At 65.9% G+C, this 17,174-nt stretch carries 13 protein-coding genes, 1 tRNA gene and 1 rRNA gene; 7 read left to right on the top strand and 8 right to left on the bottom strand.

Going from position 1 to position 17,174, the window contains the following annotated elements:
- Positions 1–2: 2 nt before the first annotated feature.
- Positions 3–1,283 (top strand): multiple monosaccharide ABC transporter permease, encoded by a 1,281-nt coding sequence (mmsB, locus tag ACTJK0_RS14055; protein ID WP_440745577.1) that lies wholly within the window; start codon positions 3–5, stop codon positions 1,281–1,283.
- Here the strand turns inward: mmsB and ACTJK0_RS14050 are convergent.
- From ACTJK0_RS14050 to ACTJK0_RS14030, 5 genes are all read right to left on the bottom strand, one after another.
- Entirely contained in the window at positions 1,276–2,646 is a 1,371-nt protein-coding gene (locus tag ACTJK0_RS14050) for an MFS transporter (protein WP_440745576.1), read from the bottom strand. The genes mmsB and ACTJK0_RS14050 overlap by 8 nt on opposite strands.
- A 38-nt stretch (positions 2,647–2,684) precedes the next feature.
- Positions 2,685–4,856, bottom strand: coding sequence for an elongation factor G-like protein EF-G2 (locus ACTJK0_RS14045; RefSeq protein WP_440745575.1), 2,172 nt, complete (start codon positions 4,854–4,856; stop codon positions 2,685–2,687).
- Positions 4,857–4,940: 84 nt separating this feature from the next.
- Positions 4,941–5,366, bottom strand: coding sequence for a ChaB family protein (locus ACTJK0_RS14040; protein ID WP_110544059.1), 426 nt, complete (start codon positions 5,364–5,366; stop codon positions 4,941–4,943).
- A 71-nt stretch (positions 5,367–5,437) separates the two neighbouring features.
- Positions 5,438–5,511 (bottom strand) — tRNA-Thr (locus tag ACTJK0_RS14035).
- A 146-nt stretch (positions 5,512–5,657) separates the two neighbouring features.
- Entirely contained in the window at positions 5,658–6,545 is an 888-nt protein-coding gene (locus tag ACTJK0_RS14030; RefSeq protein ID WP_440745574.1) for a DsbA family protein, read from the bottom strand.
- Positions 6,546–6,723: 178 nt separating this feature from the next.
- Between ACTJK0_RS14030 and ACTJK0_RS14025 the strand changes: the two genes are divergently transcribed.
- The 4 genes from ACTJK0_RS14025 (at position 6,724) to ACTJK0_RS14010 (ending at position 11,938) form a co-directional block, all read left to right on the top strand.
- A complete protein-coding gene (locus tag ACTJK0_RS14025; protein WP_440745573.1) occupies positions 6,724–8,226 on the top strand; it encodes an alpha,alpha-trehalose-phosphate synthase (UDP-forming) in 1,503 nt (500 codons plus the stop codon).
- Positions 8,216–9,052, top strand: a complete 837-nt coding sequence (gene otsB, locus ACTJK0_RS14020) for a trehalose-phosphatase (protein WP_440745572.1) — start codon at positions 8,216–8,218, stop codon at positions 9,050–9,052. The genes ACTJK0_RS14025 and otsB overlap by 11 nt, the downstream gene beginning before the upstream one ends.
- A 218-nt stretch (positions 9,053–9,270) precedes the next feature.
- A complete protein-coding gene (locus ACTJK0_RS14015; RefSeq protein WP_110544020.1) occupies positions 9,271–10,353 on the top strand; it encodes an ABC transporter ATP-binding protein in 1,083 nt (360 codons plus the stop codon).
- A 166-nt stretch (positions 10,354–10,519) separates the two neighbouring features.
- Complete coding sequence (locus ACTJK0_RS14010) at positions 10,520–11,938, top strand: DUF4032 domain-containing protein (RefSeq protein WP_440745571.1); 1,419 nt, start codon at positions 10,520–10,522, stop codon at positions 11,936–11,938.
- Positions 11,939–11,941: 3 nt separating this feature from the next.
- Here ACTJK0_RS14010 and ACTJK0_RS14005 read toward each other — a convergent pair whose 3' ends face one another.
- Positions 11,942–13,312 carry an FAD-binding oxidoreductase gene (locus ACTJK0_RS14005; protein ID WP_440745570.1) on the bottom strand — a complete coding sequence of 457 codons (1,371 nt, stop codon included), beginning with the start codon at positions 13,310–13,312 and terminating at the stop codon, positions 11,942–11,944.
- Between the two features lie 184 nt (positions 13,313–13,496).
- Between ACTJK0_RS14005 and ACTJK0_RS14000 the strand changes: the two genes are divergently transcribed.
- The gene (locus ACTJK0_RS14000) at positions 13,497–15,230 is read left to right on the top strand and encodes a glycoside hydrolase family 13 protein (protein ID WP_440745569.1); all 1,734 of its coding nucleotides are present in this window, start codon (positions 13,497–13,499) and stop codon (positions 15,228–15,230) included.
- Positions 15,231–15,232: 2 nt separating this feature from the next.
- The gene (locus ACTJK0_RS13995) at positions 15,233–16,327 is read left to right on the top strand and encodes a LacI family DNA-binding transcriptional regulator (protein WP_440745568.1); all 1,095 of its coding nucleotides are present in this window, start codon (positions 15,233–15,235) and stop codon (positions 16,325–16,327) included.
- On the opposite strand, the gene ACTJK0_RS13990 is transcribed toward ACTJK0_RS13995, so the two are convergent.
- Positions 16,324–16,851, bottom strand: a complete 528-nt coding sequence (locus ACTJK0_RS13990; RefSeq protein WP_440745567.1) for a hypothetical protein — start codon at positions 16,849–16,851, stop codon at positions 16,324–16,326. The two genes, ACTJK0_RS13995 and ACTJK0_RS13990, sit on opposite strands and share 4 nt — an antisense overlap.
- Before the next feature lie 124 nt (positions 16,852–16,975).
- Positions 16,976–17,092 (bottom strand): 5S ribosomal RNA (gene rrf, locus ACTJK0_RS13985).
- Positions 17,093–17,174 lie beyond the last annotated feature (82 nt).

Genomic DNA, 17,174 nt, shown 5'->3' with positions numbered 1-17,174 from the left:
AAATGTCCGCCTTACGAGAATCGCTCGGATTCCTCACAAGCCGCCTCCGCCAGGTTGGCATCTTCGTAGCCCTGATCCTGATCGTCCTGCTGTTCCAGGGACTGACGGGCGGAATCCTGCTTGAACCGCAGAACGTCACCAACCTGGTGGTCCAGAACAGCTACATCCTCATCCTCGCCATCGGCATGGTCATGGTGATCATCGCGGGCCACATCGATCTTTCCGTCGGATCGGTGGCGGGATTCATCGGCGCCGTTGCCGGCGTCATGATCGTCCACTGGGGCTGGCCCTGGTGGGCCGCGATCCCCGCGTGCCTGTTGGTCGGCGCCCTGGTCGGGGCCTGGCAGGGTTACTGGATCGCGTACGTCGGCATCCCGGCCTTCATCGTCACTCTGGCGGGCATGCTGATCTTCCGCGGCCTGACGCTCATCACGCTGAAGAACCAGCAGATCACCCCCTTCCCGGCCGAGCTCCGGGCCCTGGGCGGTGGATTCCTTCCGGATATTTCCGGCGGCACCTCCGTCCTGGAATGGCTCACCGTCATCCTGGGCGTCGGTGCCACGGCAGCCTTGCTGATCCAGGCCCTGAAGGAACGGCGCATCCGCCGGAAGTTCGACCTCGAAAGCGAGCCCCTGGTCTGGTTCGTCATCAAGACCGCCTTCACCGCGCTGCTCATGCTCATCATCACGTTCCTGCTCGCGTCCTACCGCGGCACCCCGATCGTCCTGGTGGTCCTGGCAGCACTGGTGATCGCCTACACCGCACTGATGAACAACAGCGTCTTCGGCCGGCACACCTACGCCATCGGCGGCAACCTCCACGCCGCCGAACTCTCCGGAATCAAGACCAAGGCCGTCACGTTCCGGCTCTTCGTGAACATGGGCGTCCTCTCGGCATTGGCCGGGCTGGTCTTCACCGCCAGGCTCAACTCGGCACAGCCGGCCGGTGGAACTGGCTTCGAGCTGGATTCGATCGCCGCAGCCTTCATCGGCGGCGCCGCCGTCACGGGCGGCATTGGAACGGTCGCGGGGGCCATGATCGGTGGCCTCATCATGGGTGTGCTCAACAACGGCATGTCCATCCTGGGCCTCGGCACGGACTACCAGCAGCTCATCAAGGGCCTGGTGCTCCTGGTCGCCGTCGGTTTCGACATCTTCAACAAGAACCGCAGTGGCGGCGGTGGCGAGCTGGGGAAGCGCTTCAAGCTGAAGACCTCCCCACCGCCTGCCGAGGAGAAACCTGCCCCGGCGCCCAGTGAAACGGTCGAGGCCGGCATTAAGTAGGCCCCGTCAAGTCGGCAGGACCGCACCGCACGCCCTGAAGGCTCCCGGAGCGCTGGACACACACACGTCCGGGGCCCGGGAGCCTTCGTGTTACGGGCCCGCCGTTCGGTACCTGAGGTTCAGGGGGCGGCCGCCCCGCTNCCGCCGGCGCACGTCGCCGCCGGCTCAACAGGATGAAAGGCGCGGCCAGCACCTGGATGGCACCGCCCATGGCCAGTGAGGCGGGATAGCCGTAGATGTCGGCGGCCCGGCCCAGCACGGGCTGCACCACCACTCCCCCGCTCGATCCCATGAGCGAGGCGAAGCTCAGGACCGTCGCCCGCTGCTTCGAGGCGATCATGTCATTCAGGTAGGCCTGGCGCACCGGCGTGCCGGCTGAGGCAACCACGGCCCACAGCGCCAGGAGCACCAGGGCCAGCCAAAAGATGTTGGTGGCCAGGAGCACCACCAGGACCACCGAACTGGTGATGGTGGAAACGATCAGCACGGTGGTGCGCCGGCGGACCAGCTTCCGGACCAGCGGGGCCAGGAATCCGCCCAGGATATCGGCGCCCGCAACGATGGCAGCTGCCAGGCCGGCGATGGAGTAGGCCTTGGGGTCGCCGAAGAGCTGCAGCAGGTAAGGCTGCAGGGCATAGAAGACGTAGAAGGCAACGCCTTCGGTGAACGGGGCGGCCAGCATCATGAACCGGACCGGCGGATTCCCCAGGCCGCCCTCCACCGACGCGCGAAGCACGGCACGGGTGGCCTGCAGCGGGTGGGCCGAACGCTCCGGTGTGAAGCCGACGTCGTGCATCAGCAGGAAAGCCACGGCGAACATGGCCACCAGGACCCCGACGCGCAGCAGGAACGGCACGCCCAGGTTTGTTGCCTGCGCGATCACCCCGCCCGCCACCGAACCGGCCAGCATGGCGATGCCGGACACCATCTGGCCCCGGCCCAACACCGCTTCCAGGCCGCCGTCGTAGCCCGAAAAGTGCAGCGCGTCCACCAGCCAGGCTTCCACAGCTCCGGAGAAGAACGTGAAGCCCAGGCCCAGCAACGCAGACACCGCGGCCCACCACCAGAACGGCGCAGACAGCTGCCACAGCAGATAGTAAAGGTAGGTGGCCCCGGCCAGGGTCACGGTGCCCAGCAGGAAGGACGCGCGGCGGCCCCAGCTGTCCGCGACCACCCCGGTGGGTACCTCGAAGAGCACCATCCCTGCCGTGAAGAAGGCATTGGCGGCGAACGCCTCCAGGTTGTCCAGCCCGGCGTCGAGGAGGAACAGCGTATTGATGCCCCAAATGAACGACGCCGCGAGGGTGTTTCCCAGCGTCAGCGTCAGGTAGATACGCTGGATCCTTCGTGCTGCGGCGTTCACTGCGCGGCGCTCTTTGGAGCTGTTCCTGCCCGGCCGGATCAGGACGGGCTGAAGTTTGGCGGGACGGGATCGTGGCGCAGGTACTGCCGGCGGAAGCGTCCCGTGCCGGCGGTCAGGGCGCGCAGTTCCACTGCATACCGCAGGAGTTCCTGGTCCGGGACCTCGGCGCTGATCTCAGTGAGCCCCTCCCCCGACGAGGTGGTGCCGGTGAGGCGCCCGCGGCGGCCGGACAGGTCACTCATCACCGTGCCCACATGTTCATCGGCAACCATGATGGACACTGTCGACACCGGTTCCAGCAGTTGGATCTTCCCCGCCGCCGCGGCTTCGCGCAGGGCCAGGGCGCCGGCCGCCTGGAAGGCGGCATCGGAGGAATCCACGCTGTGGGCCTTGCCGCCCACCAGGGTCACGCGCAGATCGACCACCGGGAAGCCAGCCGAAACCCCCTTATCCATCTGCGCCCGGATGCCCTTTTCGATGGACGGGATGAAGGTTCCGGGGATGACCCCGCCAACCGTCTTGTCCACGAATTCGAAGCCGCCGCCCCGGTCCAGCGGTTCCACCTCGATGTCGCACACCGCATACTGGCCGTGGCCGCCGGACTGTTTGACGTGGCGCCCGTGGCCCGTGGCGGGGGCGGCGAAGGTCTCCCGCAGCGGGGTCACCACGTCCACAGTATGGAGCTTCACGCCCTGTTCCCGCAGCCGGTCCAGGACCACCTCCGCGTGGGCTTCACCCATGCACCACAGCACCAGCTGGTGCGTTTCGGCATTCCTGTCCACGCGCAGGGTGGGGTCCCCGGCGGCAATCCGCCCCAGGCTGCGCGCCAGGGCGTCCTCGTCACTGCGGGAATCGGCTTCCACCGCGACCGGCAGCAGGGGTTCCGGCATCTCCCAGGTGGCCAGCAGGAGCGGGTTCTCCCGCGCGGAAATGGTGTCCCCGGTTTCAGCGCTGCCCAGTTTTGCCAGGGCGCACATGTCCCCTGCCACACAGTAGGGAACGGGGCGAAGGGTGGCGCCCAGCGGGGAGTAGATGTGGGTCACGCGTTCGTCGGTGTCGTGGTCCTGGTGGCCTCGGTCGGCCAGGCCGTGGCCGCCCACATGGACGGGCGAATCCTCGCGCAGGGTCCCGGAAAAGACCCTGACCAGACAGATGCGGCCCAGAAAGGGATCGTTGGAGGTTCGCACCACCTCGGCGGCCAGCGGACCGGACGGATCGCAGGCCAGGCTTCCGGCCGGCTCCCCCGAAAGGCCGGCGGCGTCCGGCAAGCTGCGTTCCACTGGCGCGGGGAAGGCGCGCACCAGCAGGTCAAGAAGTTCCGCCGTGCCCAGTCCGGTGACGGCGGACGTGGGCAGCACGGGAAAGAAGGAACCGCGGGCGACGGCGGTCTCCAGGTCGGCAGCCAGTGCTGCGGTGTCGATGTCCCCGCCTTCCAGGTAGCGGTCCATCAGCGTCTCGTCCTCGCTTTCAGCGATGATGCCCTCGATGAGGGCACCCCTGGCCATTCCGGCCTCCTCCCGTTCGTCCGCCTCCGCGGCGCGGACTTCAGGTGCGGCGTCCCCGCTGGAATAGACCGTTACTTCCTGCGCGAGCAGTCCCAGCAGGCCGGTGGCCTCGCCCCCTGTCCGCACCGGGACGCACAGGGGCAGGACGCCGTCGCCGAACGCTTTCTGGCAGGCGGCCAGGGCGGCGTCGTAATTTGCCCGCGGGTGGTCCATCCGGGTGATCACGACGGCGCGTGGCAACCTCATGTGCTCACACTCGCCCCACAGCGCGGTGGTGGTCGCATCAATTCCGTCCACGGCGGACACCACGAACAGCGCGGCGTCGGATGCCCGGAGCCCTGCGCGCAGCTCGCCGATGAAGTCCGGGTACCCCGGCGTGTCCAGCAGGTTCACCTTGATGTCATCCACCACCAGCGGCACCAGGGACAACGTGACGGACCGCTGCTGGTGCACAGCCGCGGGATCCGAATCACCCACTGTCGTGCCGTCTGCGATGGAGCCCTTGCGGGTGATCATGCCGTTGGCTGCCAGGAGCGCCTCGACCAGCATCGTTTTCCCGGCGCCGGAGTGCCCCACCAAAGCCACATTCCGGATCCGTGCCGGGTCCTGGGCAGCGATGCCGGCGGCCTGGTCGGCGCGCTTCGCATCAGGCCCGTTCCTGCCGCCTGCCGCCCGCGCTGACTCCCGGGTGCTTTTCACCGACATTGGAACCTCCTGGCATCATCGCCGACCGGACCGGATGTGTCCTCTGATTCGACACCCTGGCGGGCAGGACGGCAAGAGCGGAGGCTATTTGCTGCGGGCTTTTCGGGTAGCGGCGTCGTTGGCTTTTTGGAGCGCCTTGACCAGTTGCTCCTTGTCCATCTTCGACCTGCCCTTGACGTCCAGTTCCTTGGCCAGCTTGTACAGGTGTTCCTTGGAGGCGTTGGCATCCACGCCGCCGGCGGTGGATGCGGATGAGCGGACGCCCTGCTCCGCACGCTCGTCGGACGGGCCGCGTTTCTCCTTGGGCTCCCAGTGGTCGCCCACCTTCTCGTAGCTGTGCTTCAGCGAGGCGTACGCCGCGCGGGCAGCCCGTTGTTCGTCGTGGTCGTAGGACTCAAGGGCCGAATCATAGGTCTTGGCGAACGTGTCCTGGGCCTTCTGTTCAGAACGCTGCAGGGTCGAGGGAATTTCGTCCTTGCGGGCATGATCGTTCCTGCCGGTCTTGGGCATGGCACCCATCCTCCTTTAGTCAGCACGCTGATCATTCGGATGGATCCAGCTTAGACCCGGAGGTTGTTGAGAGCCCCCTGTCGGATTCGAACCGACGACCCCCGCTTTACAAGAGCGGTGCTCTGGCCAACTGAGCTAAGGAGGCGTGCCCCTGGGGCAGGCACCGTGAAGGCGCTAGATAAGGTTAGCCCAACTCCCCCCGGGCGTAAAAACGCCGCGGGACCGGCGCCGAATTAGGCAAGGGCCCGCCCCGGATACCATCCGGAACGGGCCCTTGCCTGCTGCTGGTTCTTAGCCCTTGGCTGCGATCGCGGCCTGCAGGAAATCGGGGAACGGGGTCTGGGCGCTGTCGCCCTTGCCCCACTGCTTGCCGTCGACGAACACCGTTGGGGTGCCAGTGACGCCAATGGCTGCGGCTTCCTTCGTCGTGTACTTCACGTATGGACGGTAGGTCTTGTCATCCACGCAGGAACCAATGTTGACGCCCATGTCGGAGGCCATCTTCTTCAGGTCGTTGTCGGAGAGGCCGGCGCTGCCTTCTGCGGGCTGCTGGGCGTACAGGGCGTTGAAATAATCGGCGTACTTCTCCGGAGCCGTGTTGGCCACGCAGGCTGCCGCATTGGCCGCGCGGGACGAGTAGTTGGTGGTGGACCGGCTGTCCAGGAAGCCCAGGGGCCGGTACTCAAGGGTGATCTTGCCGTCGTTGCGAAGGGAGGTGAGCTGGTCGTTGTACTGCGTCTCGAAGTTCTTGCAGACGGGGCAGATGAAGTCGACGTAGAGGACCACCTTGACCGGCTTGCCGGCCTCCGCCTCAGCACCGGGAGCCACCACTTCAGCGGGCGGAGTCTTCGGGGCGTCCCCGAGGGATGCCGCATCCACGGTGGCCGGCTCCGTTTTGGCCACATCCGTGTTGGCCAGCAGGGTTACGCCGCCGTGGACGTTGGCGTTGGCCGGGGTGGGCCCCTGCTCCGCAGCCGGGGCGTTCTGCTTCATGCTGCTGGTCACCACAAGGGCCACGACCACCAGGATGGCCACCACGGCTGCAACGATGCCCCAACCGATCAGCAGCTTGTTGCGCTTGTCCTTCTTTAACTGCTCTTCCCGGATCAGGCGCGCCTTTTCCCGCGCCTCCGCGGTTCGCTCAGCCTTGGACTTACGTACTTCGTTTGCGGGGCTCATGAGTTCCTTGGGTCGGTCGACGAAGGGGGACCACTTGGTGGCACCCCAAACATTTTAGGGGAGAAAACTGGGAGCTTGCGGTTTCAACCATTCCCCGGGTTGACCAACGGACGAATAGCCCCGATGATTCCGTCCGACTAGGGTGGCTTAGAGGCACAAGCAACCCCAGGGGGCCGCAATGCAAACACCTGTCCAGGAAAAACCCGCCGGCACGGCAACGGCCGGCCACTCCGCTTCCAGCCACGCAGGCCACACCAAATACGACTTCATGGTGGTCTCGAACAGGCTGCCGGTCGACCGCGTGGCGCCGGCGGATGACAGTGATGACGGGTCCGGCTGGCGCCGCTCCCCCGGCGGCCTGGTGACCGCGCTCGCCCCCATGATGACCAAGACCGACGGCGCCTGGGTCGGGTGGCACGGAGCGCCGGACGAAACCGTGAAGCCGTTCAGCCATGGCGGCATGGACCTCGTCCCAGTCCAGCTCAGCACAGACGATGTGGAGCTTTATTACGAGGGCTTTTCGAACGCCACCCTCTGGCCCCTGTACCACGACGTCATTGCGCCGCCGGAATTCCACCGGACCTGGTGGGACGCCTACCGGAAGGTCAACCGGCGGTTCGCCGACGCCGTGGTGCGCTACGCGGACCACGGCGCCACGGTATGGGTCCAGGACTACCAGCTGCAGCTTGTACCGCGGATGCTCCGCGAGGCCCGGCCGGACCTGCGCATCGGGTTCTTCAACCACATACCGTTCCCGCCGCCGGAAATCTTTGCCCAGCTCCCGTGGCGGCAGGCCATCATCGACGGCCTGCTCGGCGCTGACTTGGTGGGCTTCCAGCGGGTCAGCGATGCCGGCAACTTCATGCGCTCCGCCCGCCGGTTCCTCGGCGCCAGCGTCAAGCAGCAGCAGGTACACGTCAAGGACCACAACGGCAAGCTCACGCACATTGCCCGGGCCCAGGCCTTCCCCATCTCCATTGACGTCAAGCAGATCACCGAGCTGGCCGCCAGGCCCGACATCATCGAACGCGCCCGGCAGATCCGGCAGGACCTGGGCAACCCCAAGACCATCCTGCTCGGCGTGGACCGGCTGGACTACACCAAAGGCATCCGCCACCGGCTCAAGGCCTTCGAAGAGCTCCTGGCGGACGGGCGACTCACGGTGGGCGATGCGACCCTGATCCAGGTGGCCTCCCCGAGCCGCGAGCGCGTAGAACAGTACAGGCTGCTCCGCGAAGAGGTCGAGGGCACTGTGGGCCATATCAACGGCACCTATGACACCATCGAAAACACCGCCGTCCGCTACCTGCACCACAGCTATCCGGTGGAGGAGATGGTGGCGCTGTACCTGGCCGCGGACGTCATGCTGGTTACTGCCCTGCGCGACGGAATGAACCTCGTGGCCAAGGAGTACGTCACTGCCCGCAACAACAATGACGGCGCGCTGGTCCTGAGTGAATTCGCCGGCGCGGCGGACCAGCTCAAGCAGGCCCTCCTGGTCAATCCGCACGATATCACCGGCCTCAAGAACACCATCATGAACGCCGTCGAGCTCACCCCCCGCGAAGCCTCCCGGCGGATGCGGTCAATGCGGCGGCAGATCCTGGACCACGACGTGGACCACTGGTCCGCCGACTTCCTGCGTGCCCTGGACGAAAAGGTGGTCCGCGATGACTCCTGAGGGCCGCCACGCCAAATCGCCGCTGGCGCTTTCCCCTGAACTGCGCGAAGCGGTTCGGCGGATAGCCGGCACAGAGCACCTGCTGGTGGCCGTGGACTTTGACGGCACCATGGCCCCTATCGTGGGCAGGGCGCAGGACGCACGGCCCCTTCCGCGCTCGGCTGCGGCATTCGCGGGCCTCGCCGTTCTTCCACGAACGACGACGGCACTCATCTCGGGCCGTGCCCTCGCCAGCCTCCGCGAAGTCGCTTCGCCGCCGGTGGACACCCACCTGATCGGGAGCCATGGGGCCGAAGTCTGGCTGGGCCCGGGCTCCACCGAACTGGCTTTGGACGAGGACCAGAAAGCGCTCCTCCAAGAAGTGCGGGCGGAACTGGCGGCCATCGTTCGGGAAGCTCCGGGCACATCCCTGGAAGACAAGCCCGCCGGCGTTGTCCTGCACACCCGCCTTGCCGGGGATGACGTGGCCGAGGACGCCGTGCTGGCCGCGCGGTCAGTGCTCCAGGACCGCAAGGGCGTGTACCTGAAAGAAGGCAAACGGGTCCTGGAGACCTCGGTGGTTAATGCCTCAAAGGGTGAAGGCGTCACGTTCCTGCGGCAGGCCACCGGCGCCACCGCCGTGCTGTTCGCGGGGGACGACGTGACGGACGAGGACGCCTTTGCCCGGCTCGAACCGGGCGACGTAGGGGTCAAGGTTGGCCTCGATTTCACCCAGGCCCAGTACCGGGTGGAAGCACCGGTCCACATCGCGGAGCTGCTCGAAGCACTGCTCCAGGCGCGGAGCGTGGCCGTTGCCGAGGAGGATCCGCAGGCCGCGTCCGGATAGGACGTGGCCAGCGGCACATGTGACGTTCGTAACATTTGCGCTAAAAAGAGAAGGCTCTGGCATACTCTTTGTGTGATGTGGCGCACAGCAAAGCGTGCGGCGTCATCCCGTGCTCCGCGCCCAACCGCGGAGCACTTTGCAGGAACACAACTGAATAAACATGAACCATTCACAACGGATCGTCCGGCACGTACCTGCCGGTGAAGGGATTGATAACTGTGGCTACAGTTACTTTTGATAACGCTACGCGCCTGTACCCTGGCACAGATAAGCCCGCCGTCGATAAGCTCAACATCGACATCGCCGATGGCGAATTCCTGGTCCTCGTTGGACCCTCCGGTTGCGGCAAGTCCACCTCCCTGCGCATGCTCGCAGGCCTCGAGGACGTCAACGCAGGCCGCATTCTGATCGGTGACCGCGATGTCACCGATGTTCCCCCGAAGGACCGCGACATCGCGATGGTGTTCCAGAACTACGCGCTGTACCCGCACATGACTGTGGCCGACAACATGGGCTTCGCCCTCAAGATCGCCGGCGTCTCCAAGGAAGAACGCGCCGAGCGCGTCCGTGAAGCCGCCAAGCTCCTCGACCTCGAGCAGTACCTGGACCGCAAGCCGAAGGCACTCTCCGGCGGCCAGCGCCAGCGTGTTGCCATGGGCCGCGCCATCGTCCGTAACCCGCAGGTCTTCCTCATGGACGAGCCGCTCTCCAACCTGGACGCCAAGCTCCGCGTCCAGACCCGTACCCAGATCGCATCCCTGACCCGCCGCCTCGGTGTCACCACCGTCTACGTGACGCACGACCAGGTCGAGGCCATGACCATGGGTGACCGCGTGGCTGTGCTGAAGGACGGCCTGCTGCAGCAGGTTGACACCCCGCGCAACCTCTACGACCGTCCGAAGAACGTCTTCGTTGCCGGCTTCATCGGTTCCCCCGCCATGAACCTGCTGGAACTTCCCGTCGTCGACGGCGGCGTTCAGTTCGGCGGCACCGTGTACCCCGTGCCGCGGGACGTCCTCGAAGGGGCCCACGGCTCCACGGTCACGCTGGGCAGCCGCCCGGAGGACCTGGAAACAGCCCCCCACGGCGAAGGCCTGAAGGTTGAGGTCGACGTCGTCGAAGAGCTCGGTGCCGACGCTTACGTCTACGGCCACACCACGCTTGACGGCAAGGACCACGACATCGTGGCCCGCGTCGACGGCCGCCGTCCTCCGATGAAGGGCGAGGTCATCTATGTTCGTCCGCAGTCGGGCCACGTGCACCTGTTCGACACCAAGACCGGCCTGCGCCTGGGCGACTGATCTCCACCGCCCAAACGGTGGTTGAGCCCGTCGAAATCCGGGACCACCCACCCACGCACTAAACGGCGGCCCGCACCTTTTCACCTTGGTGCGGGCCGCCGTCGGCCTTTAACTCCTGCCTGGCCAGGATTTAGGCGCCCCGACCCGAGTACGGAAGAATTGACCCATGACCGAGGAACACAGCGCCCAGTGGCACGACGAACCCACCGACTACGCCCAGATCGGTAAGCTGCCCCGGTTCGTGGCGGCCAGCGCTGATGACAACAAGGCTGCCCCCGTCGCCTCATCGCTGAACATCACGGCGGCAGCGGCGGATCCTGAACTGCTGGACCTGCCCTGGCACATCGCCCTGGAAGAATGGCCGGCCCAGTACCTGGCAGCGCTCCCCCGCGGCATCTCGCGGCACATCGTGCGTTTCGCCCACCTGGGTGGCTCGGTCATCGCCATCAAGGAAACCTCCGAACACGTGGCCCGCCACGAGTACCACATGCTGCGTAAGCTGGCCCGGCTGGACGTCCCGTGTGTGGAACCTGTCGCGGTGATCACCGGCCGCACCACCCCCGACGGGCGCCCGCTCAACCCGGTCCTGGTGACGCGGCACCTGAAGTTTTCCATGCCCTACCGCGCGCTTTTTTCCCAGATGCTGCGCAAGGACACCCTCACCCGCCTGATCGACGCGCAGGCCCTGCTCCTGGTGCGGCTGCACCTCATCGGCTTCTACTGGGGCGACGTTTCCCTTTCCAACACCCTGTTCCGCCGGGACGCCGGGGCCTTCGCCGCCTACCTGGTGGATGCCGAAACGGGTGAGCTCTACCCGGACCTCTCCACGGGGCAGCGCGAGTACGACCTGGAGATTGCCCGGGTAAACATTGCCGGCGAGCTCATGGACCTCCTGGACGGCGGCCTCATCGAGGAAAAGGTTGACCCTGTGGCCACCAGTGAGCTGATCATGGACAGTTACCGGCGGCTGTGGACGGAACTCACCGAGAAGGAATCCTTCGAATTGGGTGAACGCTGGCGCGTGGGGGCGCGCATCCGGCGCCTGAACGACCTCGGTTTCGACGTCGAGGAATACGCCATCAAGACCACGCAAAACGGCTCCACGATCCAGCTGCAGCCCAAGGTTGTAGATGCCGGGCACCACCAGCGCCGGCTGCTGCGGCTCACCGGCCTGGACGCCCAGGAGAACCAGGCACGCCGCCTCCTCAACGACATGGACTCGTTCCGCGCGGACAACAACCCTGAGATGGATGAGGAATACAGCGCCCACTTGTGGGTCAGCCAGATCTTCGAGCCCATCGTACGGGCCATCCCCCGCGACCTGTCCGGCAAGCTGGAGCACGCCGAGGTGGTCCACGAGGTGCTGGAGCACCGCTGGTACATGTCCGAAAAGCAGGAGCGGCACATCCCGCTGGCCGAGGCTGTCCAGTCCTACATTGACTCGATTCTCCGGCACCGGCGGGACGAGGCTGCGATCATGCTCAACCCGGACACCGAGCTGCTGAAGATCCTCGAAGTGGAAAACGAGGAATCCCGCTACGGTGCTGATGAAACCGCGGACGAGTATCCGGACTCGGACGACTAAGTCCTAGATCGCCTTTCCGGGGTTGAGTATCCCTGCAGGGTCAAACAGTTCCTTGATCCTGCGCTGCAGCTCCCGGATGGGCTCCGGCTGCTCCTGGCCCAGCCACCGCAGCTTGTACTGGCCTACGCCGTGCTCACCCGTGATGGTGCCGCCCATGGAGAGGGCCACCGTAATGGATTCGTCCAGCGCCACCTGCAGCCGCTCCATGGCGTCCTTATCAATATCTGCGCCCTTCCGGTCGATCCAAAAGGTGGGATGCAGGTTGCCGTCCCCGGCGTGGGCCACCACTTTGAGGTGCACGCGCTGCGCGTCTGCCATGGCTTCAAGCGCTGCGACGTAATCCACCAGGCGGGACCGGGGCACCGCCACGTCCTCACCGACCCGGTACTCATCGTCCACCTCAGTGCCCCTGCTGTGACGGCGGAGCTCCACCAGCCGGTCAGCTTCCGCGCTTGCCTCGGTGGTCACCGTGGCCCCGCCGGCGGCCAGTACCTGTCGCACCACGTCGGCCTCCGCGGCAGCCCCGAACCCGTCCGTCTGGACCAGCAGCAGCGATGTGCCGCGGGCGGTGAGGTCGGACCCGTGGATGTCATCGAGCTGGGCGAGGGTCCCGCCGTCGAGCAGTTCCATGATGGCGGGCTGGACGCGGGCCTTGCCAACGGCGAGGACGCCGGCGGCAGCCGTCCGGAAGTCCGGGTAGAACGCGGCCACGGTGTGCACTTCCCGGGGCAGGTACTTCAGCCGAACGGTGATTCCGACGACGATGCCGAGCGTCCCTTCGGAGCCGACGAAGAGGCCTGTGAGGTCATACCCGGCCACGCCCTTGAAGGTCTGGTGGCCGGTGTGGATGAGTGAGCCGTCGGCGAGGACGACGTCGAGCGCCAGTACGGAGTCCCTGGTGACCCCGTACTTGGCGCAGCGAAGGCCCCCTGCATTGGTGGCAACATTGCCGCCGATGGTGGAGCTGCGGAAACTGGCCGGGTCCGGCGCGTACATGAGGCCGTGTTCGGCTGCGGCTTCGTTGAGGACCGCGTTGACCACCCCGGGTTCCACTACGGCAGTCTCGTCCTCCGGATGTAGGGCAATGATCCGGTCCAGCCGCTCCAGCGACAGGATGATGCAGTTCCTTGTGGCATGCGCCCCGCCTGACACACCCGTGCCGGCGCCGCGGGGAACGATTGCCACACCGCTGCCTGAACAGGCCTTCACCACAGCCTGGACGTCAGCCACGGATTCGGGGAAGACCACCGCCAAGGGAAGCTGGAAGTCAATGACGGGTGCCTGGTCGATTGCGTACCGGCGAAGGGAAACCTCGCTTACATCCAGCTGGCCCGGCGCCAGGATGGTTTCCAGCTCATCAACAATGCTTCCCACAAGTCCTCCATCTGTCCCGGACACACCTCTTCAGTTTAGGGTCCCGCGGCGGAGACCCGTCGTCCAGACCTGTGCAATCGCTTCCACTTCTTCTTGCCCATCCTGACAGCCCCGGTGGAGGCCGCGCGAAACATTGATGGAAGCGTTTTCATAAATGCGGTGGCATGCGGCTATGCTGGCTCCCATGTCTGTCGATACTGTGACCCAGGACACCTTCTCTGTTGCTGGTCCCCTGACGCTCATCCATGCTGCCGATACTGCACCTGGCTGGTGGCGCTCTGCCGTGATCTACCAGGTTTATCCCCGGTCGTTCCGTGACCTGAATGGGGACGGGGTGGGAGACCTCGCGGGAATCACACAGGAACTCCCGCACCTGGCAGACCTGGGCGTGGATGCCGTCTGGCTGTCCCCGTTTTACCGGTCCCCGCAGCGGGACGCCGGCTACGACGTGAGCGATTACTGCGATGTCGATCCGATGTTCGGTACGCTTGCAGACTTCGACGTCATGATGGCTGAATCGCACCGCCTCGGCCTGCGTGTCATCGTCGACCTCGTACCCAACCACTGCTCGGACCAGCATCCAGCCTTCCAGGCGGCCCTCGCGGCACCGGACGGAAGCCCCGAAAGGGAGATGTTCATCTTTCGGGACGGAACCGGACCCGATGGAGCGGAACCGCCCAACAACTGGCAGTCCCACTTCGGCGGACCCGCATGGACGCGTATTGCCGGCGTGGACGGCCGCCCGGGCCAGTGGTACCTGCACCTCTTCGATTCCTCCCAGCCGGACTTCAACTGGGACAACCCGGCGGTCCACGCGGAGTTTGAGCGCGTGCTTCGTTTCTGGCTGGACCGCGGCGTGTCCGGTTTCCGGGTGGACGTGGCCCACTCGCTGGTGAAGGCCCCCGGCCTGCCGGCATGGGGCGGCCGCGCCGATGGCGGCAGCAGCGACGGGTTCCCCGGCCACGAGGCACCCATGTTCGGCCAGCCCGCCGTCCATGACATCTACCGCAACTGGCGGCGGATCCTGGACGGATACGGACCGGACCGGATCCTCTGCGCGGAGGCAAGTGTAGACCTGCACCGGTTGGCCCACTGGGTCCGGCCGGACGAGATGCACCAGGCATTCAACTTCCCGTACCTCCACGCAGGCCTGGACGTATACCGGCTGCGTTCGGTGATCACTGACTCCCTGACTGTGCTGGATGGCGTGGGCGCCCCCAGCACATGGGTACTGTCGAACCACGACGTCGTCCGCCATGCCAGCCGCTTTGGGTATAACGGGCTTGGCCCGCGTGACGGCGACGGCATTGGCCCGGCAGATCCGCAGCCGGACCATGAACTCGGCCGGCGCCGCGCGGCTGCCGCTTCCCTGTTCATGCTGGGTTTGCCCGGCGCCGCCTACCTCTACCAAGGTGAGGAACTGGGGTTGCCGGACGGCATTGACATCCCCGGGCACCTGCGCCAGGATCCCACGTTCGCCCGCACGGGCGGAGAGCGGCTTGGCCGCGACGGCTGCCGGGTGCCGATGCCCTGGCATTCCGGTGAACCACACTTCGGTTTTGGCGCCGGAAACGACCCATGGCTGCCCATTCCGTCCTTTTTTGGTGAGTTGGCCCGGAACGTGCAGGCCGAGTCACCGGAGTCGCACCTGTCCCTCTACCGCGACGCACTGGCGTGCCGGCGGGAACTGGACCTGGGCAGGGGATCACTGTCGTGGGCCGAGCAGTGGTGCACCGGGTCCTCCCTGGGCTACCTCAACGGCACTACGCTGGTGCTTATGAACCTGAACCACGAGCCGCTGGAACTGCCGGCCGGGCACGTCATGATCCGCAGCCTTCCGGCAGAGGCGGGCCGTCCCCTCGCTTCCGGCGAGACCGCGTGGATCGAGCTTGGGGCGGAACCCACACCGGCGCACTGATCATGGCAGGTATCAAAGAAGTTGCCAGCCGGGCCGGTTTGTCAGTGGCGACGGTGTCGCGGGCGCTGAGCGGAAAGTCGAACGTTTCGGCCGCCAGCCGCCGCCTGGCACAGGAGGCGGCCCGCGAACTTGGGTTCGTCCCTTCGTACCACGCGTCCAGCCTTGCTTCCGGCCGCAACCACAACATCGGCCTGGTGCTACCCAACGTGCAGCGCTGGTACTTCTCCTCAGTACTGGAGGGGGTGTCGGAAACCCTGCTGGACGCAGGCTACGACCTTACGCTGTACAACGTGGGCGAGCAGCCGGGCCGCCGCAGCAGCATCCTGAACGACTTCCTGCTCCGCAAACGCCTGGATGCCGTCATTGCGGTGGCCCTGGTACTCAGCGGGGATGAAATCAGGCAGCTGCTGGCGGTTCATCGTCCCATCGTCGGAATCGGTGGCGCACTGCCCGGTGCTTCAACTATCAGGATCGACGATGAGGGCCTGGCCGCGCTGGCAACGCGCCACCTGATCGGGCTGGGGCACACCCGGATCGCCCACATCACCGGGGACGCAGATTTGAACCGGGACTTCAAGCTCCCGCAGCTGCGGCAAAAGGGCTTTACCGGCGCCATGGCGGCTGCAGGGTTGACGGTCAGGCCGGAGTGGCACGCTACTGCCGACTTCACCATTCAAGGGGCCTACGCCGCCGGCAGGCGGTTGCTGGGATCAACTGCCGAACGTCCCACCGCTGTGTTCGCGGCCTCCGATGAGATGGCGGTGGGCATCATGCTGGCTGCCCGCGACTTTGGCCTGCAGGTGCCCCGGGATCTTTCAGTGGTGGGGATTGACGGGCATGAACTCGCGGAGACGTTTGGCCTCACCACCATCAGCCAGGATCCAAGGGGGCAAGGCAAGCTGGCGGCGGCGACTGCTTTGGCTTTGCTGGGCGGTACGGGGCGGGATTCCGACGGCGGCCCGGCGGCGGGTGCCGTGGAGGCCACGGCTACGGCTACGGTTCAGGACCAGGAGTATCCAACGGAGTTCGTTATCCGGAACAGCACCGCTGTACCTCCGGAGATGGTACCGCCGAAGGTGTCCAATCAACAGGCTTAGGGCATAGCGTCCGGCGTCACCTCATCCGAAGATCCGTCGGCGCCCATGAACCGTGCGAACTTATCAAGGATCACCGGCCAGGCAGCCACATACTCCGTTCGGGCCGCAGCCGGGTCCTCGGCGCCTTCCCATCCTTCATGGAAGACCCGGACCTCCGTTCCCGCGTCGACGGCCCGGAACACCACCAGCAGCTCAGTTGACCACAGCGCTGTAGTTCCCGGGTGCCAGGTGGCGTGGAAGGACAGCGGGGGCTGCCAGTCGTCAAGGGTTCCCCAGATGCTGGTGCGGCCGTCATCGGCTGTCTCGAGGATGAGGTTCTCTTCGAACTCCACATACGAACCGGCACCGTAGACGCCGTGCTGCTCCAGCGGCCACCACAGATGGGTGTGGTCGGTGAAGCCGGCGAAGGCGCGCGCTACGGGCCCTGGGACGACGACGGTGTTAACCACCGGCTCCAGGGGTTCAGCTGCCGGGTGGCCGTCATCTCCGAAAGGGTCCTGGGCGTGGCTGAAGATGCTGCTCATGAGGGAATACTCTACCCGTGACAGCCCGGCCTGCAGGAAGCGTCCGGCGGCGCGGGCCAGGCGGGGTTTGGTGGTTAAAGTCGAAGGGCCCTGACATTCCTTGTCAGGGCCCTTCGTAATGTGTGTCCGGCGGTGACCTACTCTCCCACACCCTCCCGGGTGCAGTACCATCGGCGCTGTGGGTCTTAGCTTCCGGGTTCGGAATGGGACCGGGCGTTTCCCCCACGCTATGACCGCCGTAACCCTTTCACCCGAACCCCGGAGGGTTGGGAAAACTAGTGTGGTTACAACTCGCTGTCCTGGGGACAGCGTTGTGGTGTTGT

The sequence above is a fragment of the Paenarthrobacter sp. 22069 genome (assembly GCF_052046035.1).
Taxonomy (GTDB): Bacteria; Actinomycetota; Actinomycetes; order Actinomycetales; family Micrococcaceae; genus Arthrobacter.
Note: the sequence above shows the minus strand (reverse complement) of the source record. Positions and strands in the feature narration are given on the sequence as shown.